11 protein-coding genes and 1 pseudogene are annotated in these 13,284 nt (G+C 73.7%); 8 read left to right on the top strand and 4 right to left on the bottom strand.

The window, feature by feature from the left end; translation table 11 throughout:
- Positions 1-74 precede the first annotated feature (74 nt).
- The 3 genes from treY to ESZ52_RS15700 are packed head-to-tail and all read left to right on the top strand — an operon-like array spanning position 75 to position 5,196.
- Positions 75-2,618 (top strand): malto-oligosyltrehalose synthase, encoded by a 2,544-nt coding sequence (treY, locus tag ESZ52_RS15710; protein ID WP_131105757.1) that lies wholly within the window; start codon positions 75-77, stop codon positions 2,616-2,618.
- Complete coding sequence (treZ, locus tag ESZ52_RS15705; RefSeq protein ID WP_131105756.1) at positions 2,615-4,570, top strand: malto-oligosyltrehalose trehalohydrolase; 1,956 nt, start codon at positions 2,615-2,617, stop codon at positions 4,568-4,570. The genes treY and treZ overlap by 4 nt, the downstream gene beginning before the upstream one ends.
- Positions 4,567-5,196 (top strand): hypothetical protein, encoded by a 630-nt coding sequence (locus ESZ52_RS15700; protein ID WP_131105755.1) that lies wholly within the window; start codon positions 4,567-4,569, stop codon positions 5,194-5,196. The genes treZ and ESZ52_RS15700 overlap by 4 nt, the downstream gene beginning before the upstream one ends.
- Positions 5,197-5,373: 177 nt before the next feature.
- On the opposite strand, the gene ESZ52_RS15695 is transcribed toward ESZ52_RS15700, so the two are convergent.
- The 3 genes from ESZ52_RS15695 to ESZ52_RS15685 are packed head-to-tail and all read right to left on the bottom strand — an operon-like array spanning position 5,374 to position 8,135.
- Positions 5,374-6,318, bottom strand: a complete 945-nt coding sequence (locus ESZ52_RS15695; RefSeq protein ID WP_238154656.1) for an NUDIX hydrolase — start codon at positions 6,316-6,318, stop codon at positions 5,374-5,376.
- On the bottom strand, positions 6,315-7,394 hold the full coding sequence (mshD, locus tag ESZ52_RS15690) for a mycothiol synthase (RefSeq protein WP_131105754.1): 1,080 nt from the start codon (positions 7,392-7,394) through the stop codon (positions 6,315-6,317). The genes ESZ52_RS15695 and mshD overlap by 4 nt, the downstream gene beginning before the upstream one ends.
- 21 nt (positions 7,395-7,415) lie before the next feature.
- Positions 7,416-8,135 (bottom strand): winged helix-turn-helix transcriptional regulator, encoded by a 720-nt coding sequence (locus ESZ52_RS15685; protein WP_238154655.1) that lies wholly within the window; start codon positions 8,133-8,135, stop codon positions 7,416-7,418.
- A 51-nt stretch (positions 8,136-8,186) separates the two neighbouring features.
- Here ESZ52_RS15685 and ESZ52_RS15680 point away from each other — a divergent pair, with 51 nt between their 5' ends.
- The 4 genes and pseudogenes from ESZ52_RS15680 (at position 8,187) to ESZ52_RS20145 (ending at position 10,845) form a co-directional block, all read left to right on the top strand.
- Positions 8,187-8,957 (top strand): hypothetical protein, encoded by a 771-nt coding sequence (locus ESZ52_RS15680; protein WP_131105752.1) that lies wholly within the window; start codon positions 8,187-8,189, stop codon positions 8,955-8,957.
- Between the two features lie 29 nt (positions 8,958-8,986).
- Positions 8,987-9,481 (top strand): heme-binding beta-barrel domain-containing protein, encoded by a 495-nt coding sequence (locus ESZ52_RS15675; RefSeq protein WP_181010054.1) that lies wholly within the window; start codon positions 8,987-8,989, stop codon positions 9,479-9,481.
- An 87-nt stretch (positions 9,482-9,568) separates the two neighbouring features.
- A pseudogene (locus ESZ52_RS15670) lies at positions 9,569-10,675 on the top strand (FAD-dependent oxidoreductase); the annotation flags it as partial.
- A gap of 71 nt (positions 10,676-10,746) precedes the next feature.
- Complete coding sequence (locus ESZ52_RS20145) at positions 10,747-10,845, top strand: hypothetical protein (protein WP_425600056.1); 99 nt, start codon at positions 10,747-10,749, stop codon at positions 10,843-10,845.
- A gap of 18 nt (positions 10,846-10,863) precedes the next feature.
- Here ESZ52_RS20145 and ESZ52_RS15665 read toward each other — a convergent pair whose 3' ends face one another.
- Complete coding sequence (locus ESZ52_RS15665) at positions 10,864-12,075, bottom strand: LCP family protein (RefSeq protein ID WP_181010053.1); 1,212 nt, start codon at positions 12,073-12,075, stop codon at positions 10,864-10,866.
- Between the two features lie 101 nt (positions 12,076-12,176).
- Here ESZ52_RS15665 and ygfZ point away from each other — a divergent pair, with 101 nt between their 5' ends.
- Positions 12,177-13,235: a CAF17-like 4Fe-4S cluster assembly/insertion protein YgfZ gene (ygfZ, locus tag ESZ52_RS15660; protein ID WP_131105750.1), complete on the top strand. Its 1,059-nt coding sequence runs from the start codon at positions 12,177-12,179 to the stop codon at positions 13,233-13,235.
- Positions 13,236-13,284 lie beyond the last annotated feature (49 nt).

The following is a 13,284-nucleotide window of genomic DNA, read 5'->3' as shown; positions in this document are numbered from 1 at the left end:
CACGTGGGGTGCGAGGTCACGCTGGGCTCGTTGGGTCGGCAGCGGGGTCGCGGCCTTGACACAATGACCGGGCCATGAACGATGCGACCTCCCCCGAGCCGACCGCTCCCCAGCCGGCCTCCCCTGAACCCCGTCCCCTCACCGCGACCTACCGGCTGCAGCTGCACGCCGGCTTCACCTGCGCGGACGCGCTGGAGGTCGTGCCCTACATGCACGCGCTGGGGGTCAGCCACGTCTACCTCTCGCCGGTGCTGACCGCCGTCCCCGGCTCCGAGCACGGCTACGACGTGGTCGACCACACCGAGATCAACCCCGAGATCGGGGGCCAGGAGGCGCTCGAGGAGCTGGCCGCCGCCTGCCACGAGCGCGGGATGGGGCTGATCGTCGACGTCGTGCCCAACCACATGGCGATGGTCGCCCCGTTCTGGCGCAACGCCCCGCTGTGGGAGGTGCTGCGGGAGGGTCGCACCGCACCGCGGGCGCACTGGTTCGACATCGACTGGGACCACCTGTCCGGCCGCCTGGGGCTGCCCGTGCTGGGCGACCCGTTGGCCGAGGTGGTCTCCCGTGGGGAGATCAGCCTTGACACCGGCCGGGACGACGAGGGGCCCGCGGCCGGGTTGCCGGTGGTCCGCTACTACGAGCACGTGCTGCCGCTGGCTCCCGGGACCGAGCGGATCGCGCAGGAGCACCCCGACGGTCCCGACAGCCCGGCCGCGGTCACCGCCCTGCTCGACGCCCAGCACTGGCTGCTCGGGTCCTGGCTGGAGGGCGGCGAGCTGCTCAACTACCGCCGCTTCTTCGAGGTCGACGGGCTGATCGGGGTACGGGTGGAGGAGCCCGACGTCTTCGCCGACACCCACGAGCTGCTGCTCGACCTGCACCACCGCGGCGTCATCGACGGCTTCCGCATCGACCACCCGGACGGCCTGGCCGACCCGACCGGCTACCTGGAGCAGCTGCGCTCCCGGCTGCAGCCCGGCACCCCGGTGTGGGTGGAGAAGATCCTCGAGGGCAGCGAGCGGCTGCCGCAGGGATGGGCGTGCGAGGGCACGACGGGGTATGACGCGAACGCCGCCCTCTCCGCCGCCCTGGTCGACCCCACCACGACCGACGTCGTCACCAACGCCTGGGTGGCCACCGGTGGGGAGCCGGACATCCATGTCGAGATCGAGCGGTGCAAGCGGCTGGCCGTCGACGAGCTGCTCGTGCCTGAGGTCAGCCGGCTGATGCGCCGGGTGCGGGAGGCGCTGCCGCACCACGACCCCGACCGGCTGTGCGAGGCGCTGACCGAGCTGCTGGTCTCGGTCCACGCCTACCGCGCCTACGTCCGCCCCGGCGCCGCGCCCTCCCCGCACGACGAGGCGATGGCCGCCCCGCTGCGTGAGGGACTGGGTCGGGCGGTCGTCGCCCGGGAGGACCTGCGGCCGGAGCTGGAGGCGCTCGCCGGTGTGCTTCTCTACCCCCAAGGGTGCGTGAGCGACCCCGCCGCCGCGACCGACCTGTGCGTGCGTTTCCAGCAGACGACGGGTCCGGTCATGGCCAAGGGCATCGAGGACACCGCCTTCTACCGGTGGCACCGGCTGGTCGCCCTCAACGAGGTCGGGGCCGACCCGTCGGTGGGGCTCACCCCCGACGGCGGGATCGAGCTCCTGCACGCGTGGGCCCGCCACCAGGCGGAGCACTGGCCGCTGGGGATGACCACCCTGTCCACCCACGACACCAAGCGCAGCGAGGGGGTCCGTGCCCGGATCCTGGCCGTGGCCGGGGACTGGGAGGCCTGGAGCCGGCTGGCCAAGCTGGGCCGGGACGCCGCGGAGGAGCACGGGGTCGACCCGCCGACGGCGCACCTCATCTGGCAGACCCTGGTCGGGGCCGGCCGGGTGAGCGAGGACCGGCTCGAGGCCTACCTCACCAAGGCCATGCGGGAGGCCAAGGAGCACAGCACCTGGGTGGAGCCGGACGAGGACTACGAGGCGCGGGTCGTGGCGCTGGCCCGCGAGATGGTCTCCGAGGGCGAGGTGGCCGAGGCCATCGGTGCGGCGATCCGCGACAACGAGCTGACCATCCGCACCCTGATGCTGGCCCAGAAGCTGCTGCAGCTCACCCTGCCCGGCGTGCCGGACACCTACCAGGGCGCCGGCCGGGTCGACCTGTCCCTGGTCGACCCGGACAACCGCCGCCCGGTCGACTACGCCGAGCGGGTGGAGCGCCTGGAGCGGCTCGACGCGACCGGGTGGCCGACCGACCTGGACGACGAGGTGCTCTGGGTGACCACCCGGGCCCTGCGGCTGCGGTCCTGGCTGCCGCAGGCCTACGGCCCCGGCACCGACTACCAGCCGATCGAGGCCGGCCCGCACGTCCTGGGCTTCCTGCGCGGCGGGGTCGCCGCCACCCTGACCATCCGGGCCCCGCGCGCCCTGGGCGCCGCAGGTGGCCTGGGCGAGACCCGGGTCCCGCTGCCCGCCGACACCTGGGTCGACGCCCTCACCGGCGCCGAGCACCACGTCCACGACGAGGGCGGTGGCAGCGGCTCGCTGCTGGCCGCCGACGTCTTCACCGACCGACCGGTCGCGCTGCTGGTGCGGGCCCACGACCTCCGGGAGGGTGGACGATGAGCCACGCCAGCCCCGACACGACCCCGGACGTGACTCCCCACGCGGCCCCCCGCGCCGAAACGGACCGCCACCGGTTCACCCTCTGGGCGCCGGAGGCGCAGACGGTCGGCCTGCTCCTGGGCGCTGACCCGGACGCGGCGGACCGGGTCGAGATGGCCCAGGTCGAGGACGGGTGGTGGGCGGCCGAGGCCGACCCCACCCCGCACGACGGGCGCTACGCCTTCACGGTGGACGGCGGCATACCCGTGCCGGACCCCCGCTCGCGCCGCCAGCCCGACGGGGTGCACGCGCCCAGCCAGCTGGTGGACACCGACGCCTTCACCTGGACCGACCAGGACTGGGCCGGCATCGGGCTGGAGGGCGCGGCGGTCTACGAGCTGCACGTCGGGACGTTCACCCGGGAGGGGACCTTCGAGGCGGCTGTCGAGCGCCTCGACCACCTGGTCGACCTGGGGGTCAGCGTCGTCGAGCTGATGCCGGTCGCGGCCTTCCCCGGCCGGCACGGCTGGGGCTACGACGGCGTCTCGCTCTACGCGGTCCACGAGCCCTACGGCGGTCCCGAGGGTCTGGCCCGCTTCGTCGACGCGGCTCACAGCAAGGGCCTGGCGGTGTGGCTCGACGTGGTCTACAACCATCTGGGCCCCAGCGGGAACTACCTGGGGCTGGTCGGCCCATACTTCACCGACCAGCACCACACGCCCTGGGGACAGGCGGTCAACCTCGACGCCCCGCACAGCGACGGCGTGCGCGCCTTCCTGCTGGACAACGTCCGGCAGTGGCTGGAGGCCTACCACCTGGACGGGCTGCGGCTGGATGCCGTGCACGCGCTGCACGACGACCGCGCCACCCACGTCCTGGAGGAGATGTCCGCGCTGGCCGACGAGATCGGTGAGCGCACCGGCATACCCCGCACCCTGGTGGCGGAGTCCGACCGCAACGACCCCGCCACGGTGGCCCCGCGCGGCCCGGGCGGCTCCGGCGGCCTGGGGCTGCACGGGCAGTGGGCCGACGACGTGCACCACGCGCTGCACGTCCTGCTCACCGGGGAGACCCAGGGCTACTACGCCGACTTCGCCGACCCCGAGGCGCTGGGCAAGGTGCTCTCCCGCACCCCGTTCTTCCACGACGGGACCTTCTCCACCTTCCGCGGGCGGGTGCACGGACGTCCGGTCGACCCGGCGACCACGCCCGGGTGGCGGTATGTCGTCTCCCTCCAGACCCACGACCAGGTCGGCAACCGGGCCGTGGGTGACCGCATCCACCACGGGATCAGCGCCGGCCGGCACGCAGCCGGGGCCGCCCTGCTGCTCACCTCCCCCTTCACGCCGATGCTCTTCATGGGTGAGGAATGGGGGGCCAGCACGCCCTGGCAGTACTTCACCGACCACGAGGAGGAGGAGCTGGCCGAGGCGATCCGCCAGGGCCGGCAGGCGGAGTTCGCCGAGCACGGCTGGGGAGGCACGGTGCCCGACCCCCAGGACCCGGCCACCGTGTCGGCCTCCACGCTGAACTGGCAGGAGGTCGGCTCGAGCGGCCATGCCGAGATGCTCGCCTTCTACCGCGACCTGCTCCGGCTGCGCCGCGAGGAGCCCGGCCTGCGGACCATCCCGCTGGGCCAGGGCTCGCTCACGAGGGAGGCCCTCGCCGGAGAGGGCGGTGCCGAGGGTGGGGAGCTGCTGACCGTCACCCGGGGCGAGGTGCAGATGCTGGCCCGGCTCGGGGGTTCCGCCGAGCACGAGGTCGCGCTACCCGCACGGGCGCGGATCCTGGCCAGCTTCGGCGACGTCGAGCAGGCGCAGCACGCGCTCCGGCTGTCGCCGGACAGCGTGGTGGTGCTCCGGGCCGGTGCGGATGACACCATGGGAGAGGCCCACAGTCACCCGCACGACTCTCGGGACGAGTCGTACCCGGAGGGTCCCCCTGACACCCAGCACCCGGGAGGTGCAGAATGAGCGAGGACCGGCACCGTCGGCCCTTCCACCGGCCCACCCTGCGGCCGACCGAGCTGCTCGAGGGCTTCGCCGGCGGGATCGACCCGCTGGAGGCCGCGGAGACGGCGCACCGGACCGCCGAGCTCGTCGTCGGCCGTGGCCGCGAGGAGGGACGTGCCGACCCCGAACTGACCCGGCGGCTGATCCGCCTGGTCGAGGAGCTCGGCCTGTCGACCGTCGCCGAGATGTGGGCCGACCGGCCGGCCCGCACCCTACCCGGGGCACTCTGGCGGCTCTACCTGCTGCACGAGTGGGTCCGCCGCCAGCCCGTGGACGTGGGGCGCCAGTTCTCCGCCGGCGCCGCCCACGCCGAGGTCTACCGCGCCATCGCCGGTCTCGTGGAGCCTCCGCAGCCGGAGGACCTGCGCCGGCTCACCGAGGAGATCCTCTCCGGGGTCTTCACCGGAGACCTCGCCATCGCGCTGGAACGCGCCTCCGCCTTCTGCCAGGTCATGGCGGTCGGCCTGGTCGACCCCGCCGCCCCCGAGGTGGCGCACCGCCAGGTCAGACGGGCCGCCCGCCTGCGGGACACCGCCGACGACCTCACCGCCTGCGCGCGGCTCTGGCGCCTGGGCGAGCTGCACTGAGGGATCAGAAAAGGCCGGGGAATACCTCGCGGGAGACCCTGGTTGAACCCCATTGCGTGCCGGGCCGCGGCAGCCCCGGGCTCCAAAATACGCCGCTTCGAGCGGCCTCGCGCCGAGAGGCGCTCCCGGTCCGGCACGCACCTTCTTCCCTCGGTCCATTCCCCCGGCGGATGGGGCCTAGCGCGGACGGTGCCGCTCGACCGCGACGACGCGGGCGTCCTCACCCGTGCCGACCATCGTGCAGGCCAGGATCTCGCCCTTGTCCATGGCCGCGTCCCGCAGCCGGCGCAGCATCCGGCGCTCACGGTTGGCGAGCTTGTCGTGCGAACGGTCGGCCAGCCGGGTGAGCAGCGTGGGCAGCACCGGGCCGTGGGTGCACAGCGCTGCGGCCTCGCCGCGGGCCAGCACCTTGTCCAGGTGCTTGTCGACCTTGCTGCGGTCGGCCGCGAAGCCTTCCTCGGACAGGCCCTTGCGGGTGACCACCTCGACGCCGGTCGCCCTGCAGTAGGGCAGCACGCTGTCGGTGCAGCGCACCGCGGGGCTGGAGAGCACCAGCTGGGGCGCGTAGGCGGCCAGCACGGCGGCCATGCGACCCTGCGCCCGGCGCACGCCGGACCGGCTCAGCGGTCGCTTCTCGTCCGGCCCGGACCAGTCGTCCCGCGACAGTGCGTGCGCGTGGCGGACGACGAGCAGGGTCCACGCGTCCAGCAGTCCGGCCGCGTGCCGTTCGACCACGTGCCCGAGCAGCTGGCGGTCGTGCTCGTAGGTCAGCCGTGAGCCCGCTTGGTCCGGCGTGAGCCACTCCACCCGGTCGACCTCGTGCTGCAGCTGGCCCTTGCCCCCGGCCACCTGCCCGGTCCAGTAGGAGACCGCCTTGGTGTCCCCGCCGCGCAGGGTGTAGCGCACCTGCGGCAGGGGTGCCACGAGACGGACCCGCAGGCCGGTCTCCTCCCGCGTCTCCCGCACGGCCGCGGACACGAAGTCCTCGCCATGGTCGAGCTTGCCCTTGGGCCAGGACCAGTCGTCGTACTTGGGCCGGTGCACCACCGCCACCCGCAGGGTGCCCGCGCGCAGCCGCACGGGCACCACCCCGGCCGCACGCACCTCCCCCCGCGGGCTCACCCCTCCATGGCCTCCGTGGTGTTCGTCACCCCGTCGGCACCCTCGGCACCCTCGGCACCCTCGGCCCCGGTGCGCTCCGAGGTGCCCGCGGCATACATCACGTCCACCGCCGAGCGCTCGAAGCCCAGCCGGTGGTAGGTCGCGATCGCGGCCGGGTTGTCCCCGTCCACGAAGAGGGTCGCGGTCCGCACGCCCCGGGCACGCAGGTGGTGCAGACCGAGGAGCGTGGCCGCCTTGCCCAGCCCACGGCCCTGGTAGTCAGGGTCCACCCCGACCACGTAGACCTCCCCGGTGGAAGGGTCCTCGGGCTCGACCTTGGTCCAGTGGAAGGCGGCGATGCGGGGCCGTCCGTCGGGCTCGGGCGCGGTGGTGTCCTCGATGATGAGGAAGCCGTGGGGGTCGAACCACGGCTCGCGCTGCCGGTCGGCCAGGTCGGCCTCGGTCATCCGGCCCTGCTCGGCGTGGTCGGCGAAGGCCCGGGCGTTGACCCCCAGCCAGGTCCCCTCGTCCGTACCGACCTGGAAGGGCCGGACGGCGAAGCCCTCCGGCAGCTCGACGTGCTCGGGCAGGTCGGACCACTCGCCGGTCAGCGGGCGGGACATCTGCCACAGCTCGCGGACCACGGAGAGCTGGCGCGAGGTGTAGAGACGGCGGGCGTCCTGCAGGTCGCCGTGGGACCACAGGCGCGCATGCGGCCAGCGCTGCAGGACGTGGTCCAGCAGCGCACCACCGAGCCCCTGCCTCCGGTGCTCCGGGTCGATCACCAGCTCCGCGGACGGCGACTCCGGGTCACCGAGGTCGACGTAGCCGTAGCCGAGCACGACCGGGCTCTCGCCGGGGCCCGGCTCGAGCGGCGTGCCACCGGAGCGGGGATCGAACCGGACCACGAGCAGGTGCACCCCGCTGGGGGACCGGTCGTGGTCCTCGGGCAGCCGTTGGGCCTGCAGCACCGTCTGTTCGGACAGCGGCCGGACCCCGTCGTGGTGGGTGGCTCGCACAGCGAGGGCAAGCACGTTCCCGGACAGGTTCCCGGGGAGCGCGGACAACTCTTCGACGACGATGCGGGGGCCGGGCATGGTGTCAGTCTGACATGCAGGTCAGCGCTGCGCGCCGCGTGGCCCACTGAACCGGTAGCCCACGCCGCGGATGGTGCCGATGAGGGTCTCGCGCTCCGGTCCGAGCTTGGCCCGCAGCCTGCGGACGTGCACGTCCACCGTGCGGGTGCCGCCGTAGTAGTCCGATCCCCACACGTGCTGCAGGAGCTGGTGGCGGGTCAGCACGCGGCCCGGGTGGCTGACCAGATAGCGCAGCAGCTCGAACTCCTTGAACGTCAGGTCCAGCACCCGGCCCCCGGCCCGTACGGTCCAGCTGGCCTCGTCGACGACGATGTCGGCCACCCGGATCGTCTCCGGTTCCTCGACCTCCGGCTGGTCGGCAGGTGGGGGAGCGCCCGCCCGCGCCCCGCGGGCCAGGGCGAGCCGCAGGCGGGCGGCGACCTCGGCCGGCGCGGCGCCGACGAGGACCAGGTCGTCCATCGGCCACTGCTCGTCGACCACGGCCAGCGCACCCTCGCCCACCACCGCGACCACCGGCAGGTCCAGCCCCATGGCGGCCAGGGTGCGCAAGGTGGAGCGGCCCTGGACCAGGTCGTGCAGGGCGTCGACGAGGACCAGCTGGCAGCCAGGACGCGAGAGGAGGAGGGCTGGGTCGGGTCCCAGGACGCTGACCCGGTGCGGCAGCAGGGCGAGCCCGGGCAGCACCTCGAACGCCGAGGCGTTGTCGGCCGCGCGCGGGGTGAGGAGGACCAGGTCGGCCACGTCGAAAGTGTGACAGACACCCGGCCGGGGCCGGTGGGGCAAGATGGAGGTATGCCGCACACCGCCCGTCATCAGCTCCAGCTGACGCTGGAGGTGCTGGTCGTGGCCGTGATGCTGGGGGTCGCGGCGGCGGCGTCCCCCGAGCTGCTCGCGGTGGGTCTGGCGGCCTGCGCCGGTGTCATCGCGTGGGGCTGGGCAGGGGCGCTGGCGCTGCCCACGCCGAGGGGGACCTTCGGGGTGCTCGCGGTGGGCGGGCTCTCGCTCCTGGCCGCGGTGGTCGCCCGCGACGCCGCCCCGTGGCTGGGCTGGGTCCCGGCCGCGGCGGCGCTGTCCATGATCGCCGCCTTCCTGCACCAGCTGCTTCGACGGGACGGCCGTCCGCGGGTGGTCGAGTCGGTCAGCGCCGTAGTGCTCGCGCTCGCCGTCGTCGGCACCGGCGTGCTGCTCGTTCCGGCCAGCCGCACGGACCTGGGGATCGCGCTGGTGGTGGGCGCCCTGGCCGCGGCGGCCGCCTCGGCCGTGACCGACCTGCTCGGCACGGTCCCTGCCGCCCGCCCGTGGCTGACGCCGGTGGCGCTCCTGGCCGGGGCCGGGGCGGCGTCCGCCGCCGCGTGGCTCCTGGACGCCCCCGTGCTGGTGTGGGTCCTGGTCGGCGTGGCCAGTGCGGCCCTCAGCCATGCCGCCCGGGCGGTGCTGGGGCCGCTGCCCACGATGGCCCACCCCCGCCCGCGCCTGGTGGCGGCGATCGCCTCGGTGCTGGCTGTCGGGCTCGTCCCCTACCTGGTGGCCGTGACCTTCGTGCCGGGAGCGCTGCCCGGCTGAGTCGCCGCCCGTGGCCCTACGATGGGGCGGTGCCTATCGAGATCGACCCCACCATGCACCCCGACTGCGCCCCCCTGGCCTGGATGCTCGGCTCCTGGGCCGGTGCGGGCGTGCTCGGCTACCCCTCGATCGAGTCGCGCAACTTCGGCCAGGAGATCGACGTCACCCACGACGGGCGTCCGTTCCTCATGTGGACGTCCCGGGCCTGGATCCTGGACGCGCAGGGCAACAAGGAGCGGCCGGCCGCGGTCGAGACCGGCTTCTGGCGGCCCCAGCCCAACGGCGAGGTCGAGCTGCTGCTGGCTCACCCGACCGGCATCGTGGAGATGTACTACGGCCGGACCAGCCCGGCCAAGGTGGAGCTGCAGACCGACGGGGTGATCCGCAGCCCGCACGCCAAGGAGTACAACGCCGCGACCCGGCTCTACGGCTACGTCAAGGGCAACATGATGTGGGTGATGGACATGGCCGCCACCGGGCATCCCATGCAGTCCCACCTCTCCGCCGAGCTCCGCCGCGTCTGACCCGTCAGGCCCGGCCCCACCGCGTCTTCGACCTCGCCGTCAGGACTGGCCGTCACCGGTGGCCACTGCGAGTCACGGGAGGCAGACATGAGAGCAGTCGTGGTGGGGGCCGGGATGTCCGGCGCCTTCGCGGCCCGCGCGCTGCGCCGGTGGTTCGGCGAGGGACTGTCGCTGGTCGTCCTGGACCGCGAGGAACGCGCCGGCGGCCGGGCGTGGCGCCGGACGGTGCACGGGGTGCCGGTCGAGACGGGAGCCTCGGTGTTCCACTCGGCCAACCGCCTCCTCGTCGGCGCGGCGGAGGAGCTGGGCCTGGCTGTCGTGGACGCCGGCGGCACGGGCACGCTAGGCATCTGGGACGGCACCGGTCTGGTGTTCCGCACGACGGGGCGAGGAGACGGCCTGCGTCTCCTGGCGCGCTACCGCGGGGGGTTGCTCGCCGGCGGCCGCGGGGTCCGGCAGCTGGTCCGCCAGCTCGGGCAGGTCTACCCCCGGCTCGAGGCGGGTGAGGCATGGGGGAGCCCGGACCAGCTGTGGGCCACCCTGGGCCTGGACCACCTGCTGCGCCAGCCGGCCGACGAGGTCACCGGCCGTGGGCGCTTCCGCACAGAGTTCGCCGACGGCGTCGCCCGCAACAACTACGCACAGGAGACGACGCGCCTCAACGCCCTGGTCAACGCGGTGTCCCTCGCGGGAGCCGGCCTGGGTGGTGGCTCCTTGTACCGGCTCGCCGAGGGCAACGCCGCGGTGAGCGAGGGGCTGCTGGCCCGGGCCGGAGCCCAGCTGCACCTGGCGGCGACGGTGGAACGCGTCATACCGAAGGGTCCCTCGTGGCAGGTCACCGGCCAGGGTTTCGCGCCGCTGGAGGCCGACGCGGTCGTGATCGCCGCGCCGCTGGAGGGCAGCGGGATCCAGCTGGCCGAGGTGTCCGCACCGCCGCCGCGGGAGTTCGTGAGGTTGCACGTCAGCTTCGTCTCCGGGGAGCTCTCGGCACCCTCGCTCACCAGCGCCGGTACCGCACCCGGCTTCGTCCTCACCACCGCCGCCGCGGGAAGCCTGATGTCGATCGAACGCGTGGCCCCTGGCGACGCCGAGGGGCGCGAGCTCTACAAGGTCTTCTCGACCGAGCCGCTGACCGACAGCCTCGTGGGCCGGTTCTTCACGGCGACGAAGGTCACGAGGATGACGTGGTCTGCCTACCCCTGCCTCCCGGCCGGAGCGCCCAGCCCGGGCTTCAGGCTGGCGACGGCCTGTACTACACGGGCGCGATGGAGTATGCCGTCTCCACCATGGAGACACAGGCGGTCGCCGGCGTCGCGGTGGCCAACCTCGTCCACACCGACCGTGCGCAGCCGCGGGGGGCCTGAGACGGTCGGGTCCCCGCCTCAGCCGCCGAAACCCACCCGTGGCGAGACGTTGTCGGTGTAGGACTCCATCGTGTCGTTCTGCAGGTGCTGGGCCAGCGACTGCATCTGCTCGGGAGCCACCCGCACGATCGAGCCCGCCACCGGGTGCATGTCGATGCCGTTCCACGGCGCGGTCCAGAAGTGGATGTCGCCGCCGCGCACGTTGCGCATCGCGAAGGCCAGGTCGCGCATGTCACTCACCTGCAGGTCCGCGTCCACGGTGAGGTTGCTGGTGGCCGCGTCGACGAACCCGGCCAGCCGGCTCGGGTTGGTCAGAGTCTCGCGGGACAGGGCCTTGTTCATCACCCCCCGGACGAACTGCATCTGCCGCTCCCCGCGGGAGATGTCACCCTGGGACAGGCTGTAGCGCTCGCGGACGAAGCGCAGGCCCTCCTCACCGTTCATCCAGTGGCTGCCGACGTCGAAGCCGCCACCCGCCTCGGTGACCTGCACCTGCACCCCGCCGATCGCGTCGGTCATCGCCTTGAAGCTCTCGAAGTCGGTGATCGCGACGTGGTCGACCGGAACGCCGACGAGCGGCTGCACGGTCTGGACGAGCAGCGGCGCCCCGCCGTAGGCGTAGGCGGCGTTGATCTTGGAGGAGCCACCGGTGCCGGCGATCGGCACGAAGAGGTCGCGGGGGAAGTGGACCAGGTCCACGCGGGTCCGGTCGTCGTTGACGTGAGCCAGCATGATGACGTCGGAGCGGCCGCGGTCGACGGCCAGGTCGCGGCTGTCGGTGCCGATGATGAGGAAGTTCAGGGCATCGCCGGCCGACTCGGGCCGGGGCGGGTTGGTCGCCGCGACGGTGCTGCCGCCGTCGACGGTGATCGCCTCGCCGTCCTCGCCGACGATGGGCGGGAGTCCCTCCTCGTCCTCCTCCACCTCGTCCCCGTCCTCGCCGTCCTCGGGGGCGTCCTGGTCGCCCGGCCGGTGCCCACCGAACTGGTCGGGGGAGAGGGTGATCTGCGAGTTGTCATCGGCCCGGAGGTCCTCGTGGACGATGTTGTTCTCCACGGTGCGCTGCAAGTAGAACGCGAAGCCGACCAGGCTGGCGACGCCGAGCAGAGCCACGACGGCGACGCCGACCACCAGGGTCCGCAGCGGTCGCCGACGACGGGTCTCACCCTGCCGGTCGGGATGCCGGTCGGTAGGCCGGTCGCTGCGGCTGTCCTGGTCCTCGTACGCCATAACCGTCGATTCTACGGTCGGATGGTGGGCGTTCCCTGCACGCGGGCTACCGTGGGGTGAGGCTGCGCAGCATGCCTGCGCACACCACGAGAGAGGACGCCATGAGCACCCTGCTGGACCGCCCCGGGGCCGTCGACGGCTCCGGGATCGACGCCGGTGTCCCGGCCCACTACGGCAACCCGCACCGCGAGCAGCGCCTGCTGCAGGAGGGGCTGGCCGTCGTCGACCTCTCCCACCGGGGCGTGGTCACCGTGACCGGTCCCGACCGGCTGAGCTGGCTGCACTCGCTGACCAGCCAGCACCTCACCGACCTGCCGCCCCGGGTCGGGGCGGAGACGCTGATCCTCTCGCCCAAGGGGCACGTGGAGCACGCGCTGCACGTCGTCGACGACGGCACCACGACGTGGTTGACCACCGAGCCGGGGGCGGCCGAGGCGGTGAGCGGCTGGCTTGACTCGATGCGGTTCATGCTGCGGGTCGAGGTGGCCGACGTCTCCGGTGAGTATGCCGTGCTCGGCGAGCCCGTCGGCCGCCCCTCGGCCGAGGGGGAGCCGCTGGCCTGGGTGGACCCCTGGCCGGGCCCCGTCGGCACCACCTTCTGCTACGGGCCCGAGGGGACGGAACACCCCGGCGCCGGCTGGGCCTGGCGGGAGCTCATCGTGCCCCGGGAAGAGCTGTCCGCGGCCGTCGGTGACCGGTCACCCGCCGGCACCTGGGCGCTGGAGGCGCTGCGGGTCGCGGCCTGGCGGCCCCGGGCCGGCGTCGACACCGACCACCGGACGATCCCGCACGAGCTGGACTGGCTGCGCAGCGCGGTCCACCTGCAGAAGGGCTGCTACCGGGGTCAGGAGACCGTCGCCCGGGTGCACAACCTCGGCCGGCCGCCCCGCCGCCTGGTCTTCCTGCACCTCGACGGCTCCGAGCACATCAGCCCCGGGCCCGGCACGGAGCTCACGCAGGTGGAGGGTGGGCGCCCGGTGGGTCAGCTGACCAGCGTGGCCAGGCACGCCGACGACGGCCCCGTCGCCCTCGCCCTGGTGAAGTTCACGACCGACCCGTCCGCCGTGCTGCTCGCCGGTGACGTCTCGGCCGCCCAGACGCCGATCGTGCCGGTCAGGACCGAGCGACCCGCCCAGCGCCCCCGCATACCCCGCGCCTGAGACCAGCCGTCCCCACCCTGGGTGCGGCGGGCTGCGGCGCGGGCTGGCA

The sequence above is a fragment of the Ornithinimicrobium sufpigmenti genome (assembly GCF_004322775.1).
Classification (GTDB): Bacteria; Actinomycetota; Actinomycetes; order Actinomycetales; family Dermatophilaceae; genus Ornithinicoccus; species Ornithinicoccus sufpigmenti.
Note: the sequence above shows the minus strand (reverse complement) of the source record. Positions and strands in the feature narration are given on the sequence as shown.

Coding starts and splice junctions, on each gene's coding strand:
- mshD (WP_131105754.1), bottom strand. CDS start 7,394: ATGCCCGGCCCCCGCATCGTCGTCGAAGAGTTGTCCGCGCTCCCCGGG.
- ESZ52_RS15680 (WP_131105752.1), top strand. CDS start 8,187: ATGCCGCACACCGCCCGTCATCAGCTCCAGCTGACGCTGGAGGTGCTG.
- treZ (WP_131105756.1), top strand. CDS start 2,615: ATGAGCCACGCCAGCCCCGACACGACCCCGGACGTGACTCCCCACGCG.
- treY (WP_131105757.1), top strand. CDS start 75: ATGAACGATGCGACCTCCCCCGAGCCGACCGCTCCCCAGCCGGCCTCC.
- ESZ52_RS15700 (WP_131105755.1), top strand. CDS start 4,567: ATGAGCGAGGACCGGCACCGTCGGCCCTTCCACCGGCCCACCCTGCGG.
- ESZ52_RS20145 (WP_425600056.1), top strand. CDS start 10,747: ATGGAGTATGCCGTCTCCACCATGGAGACACAGGCGGTCGCCGGCGTC.
- ESZ52_RS15665 (WP_181010053.1), bottom strand. CDS start 12,075: ATGGCGTACGAGGACCAGGACAGCCGCAGCGACCGGCCTACCGACCGG.
- ygfZ (WP_131105750.1), top strand. CDS start 12,177: ATGAGCACCCTGCTGGACCGCCCCGGGGCCGTCGACGGCTCCGGGATC.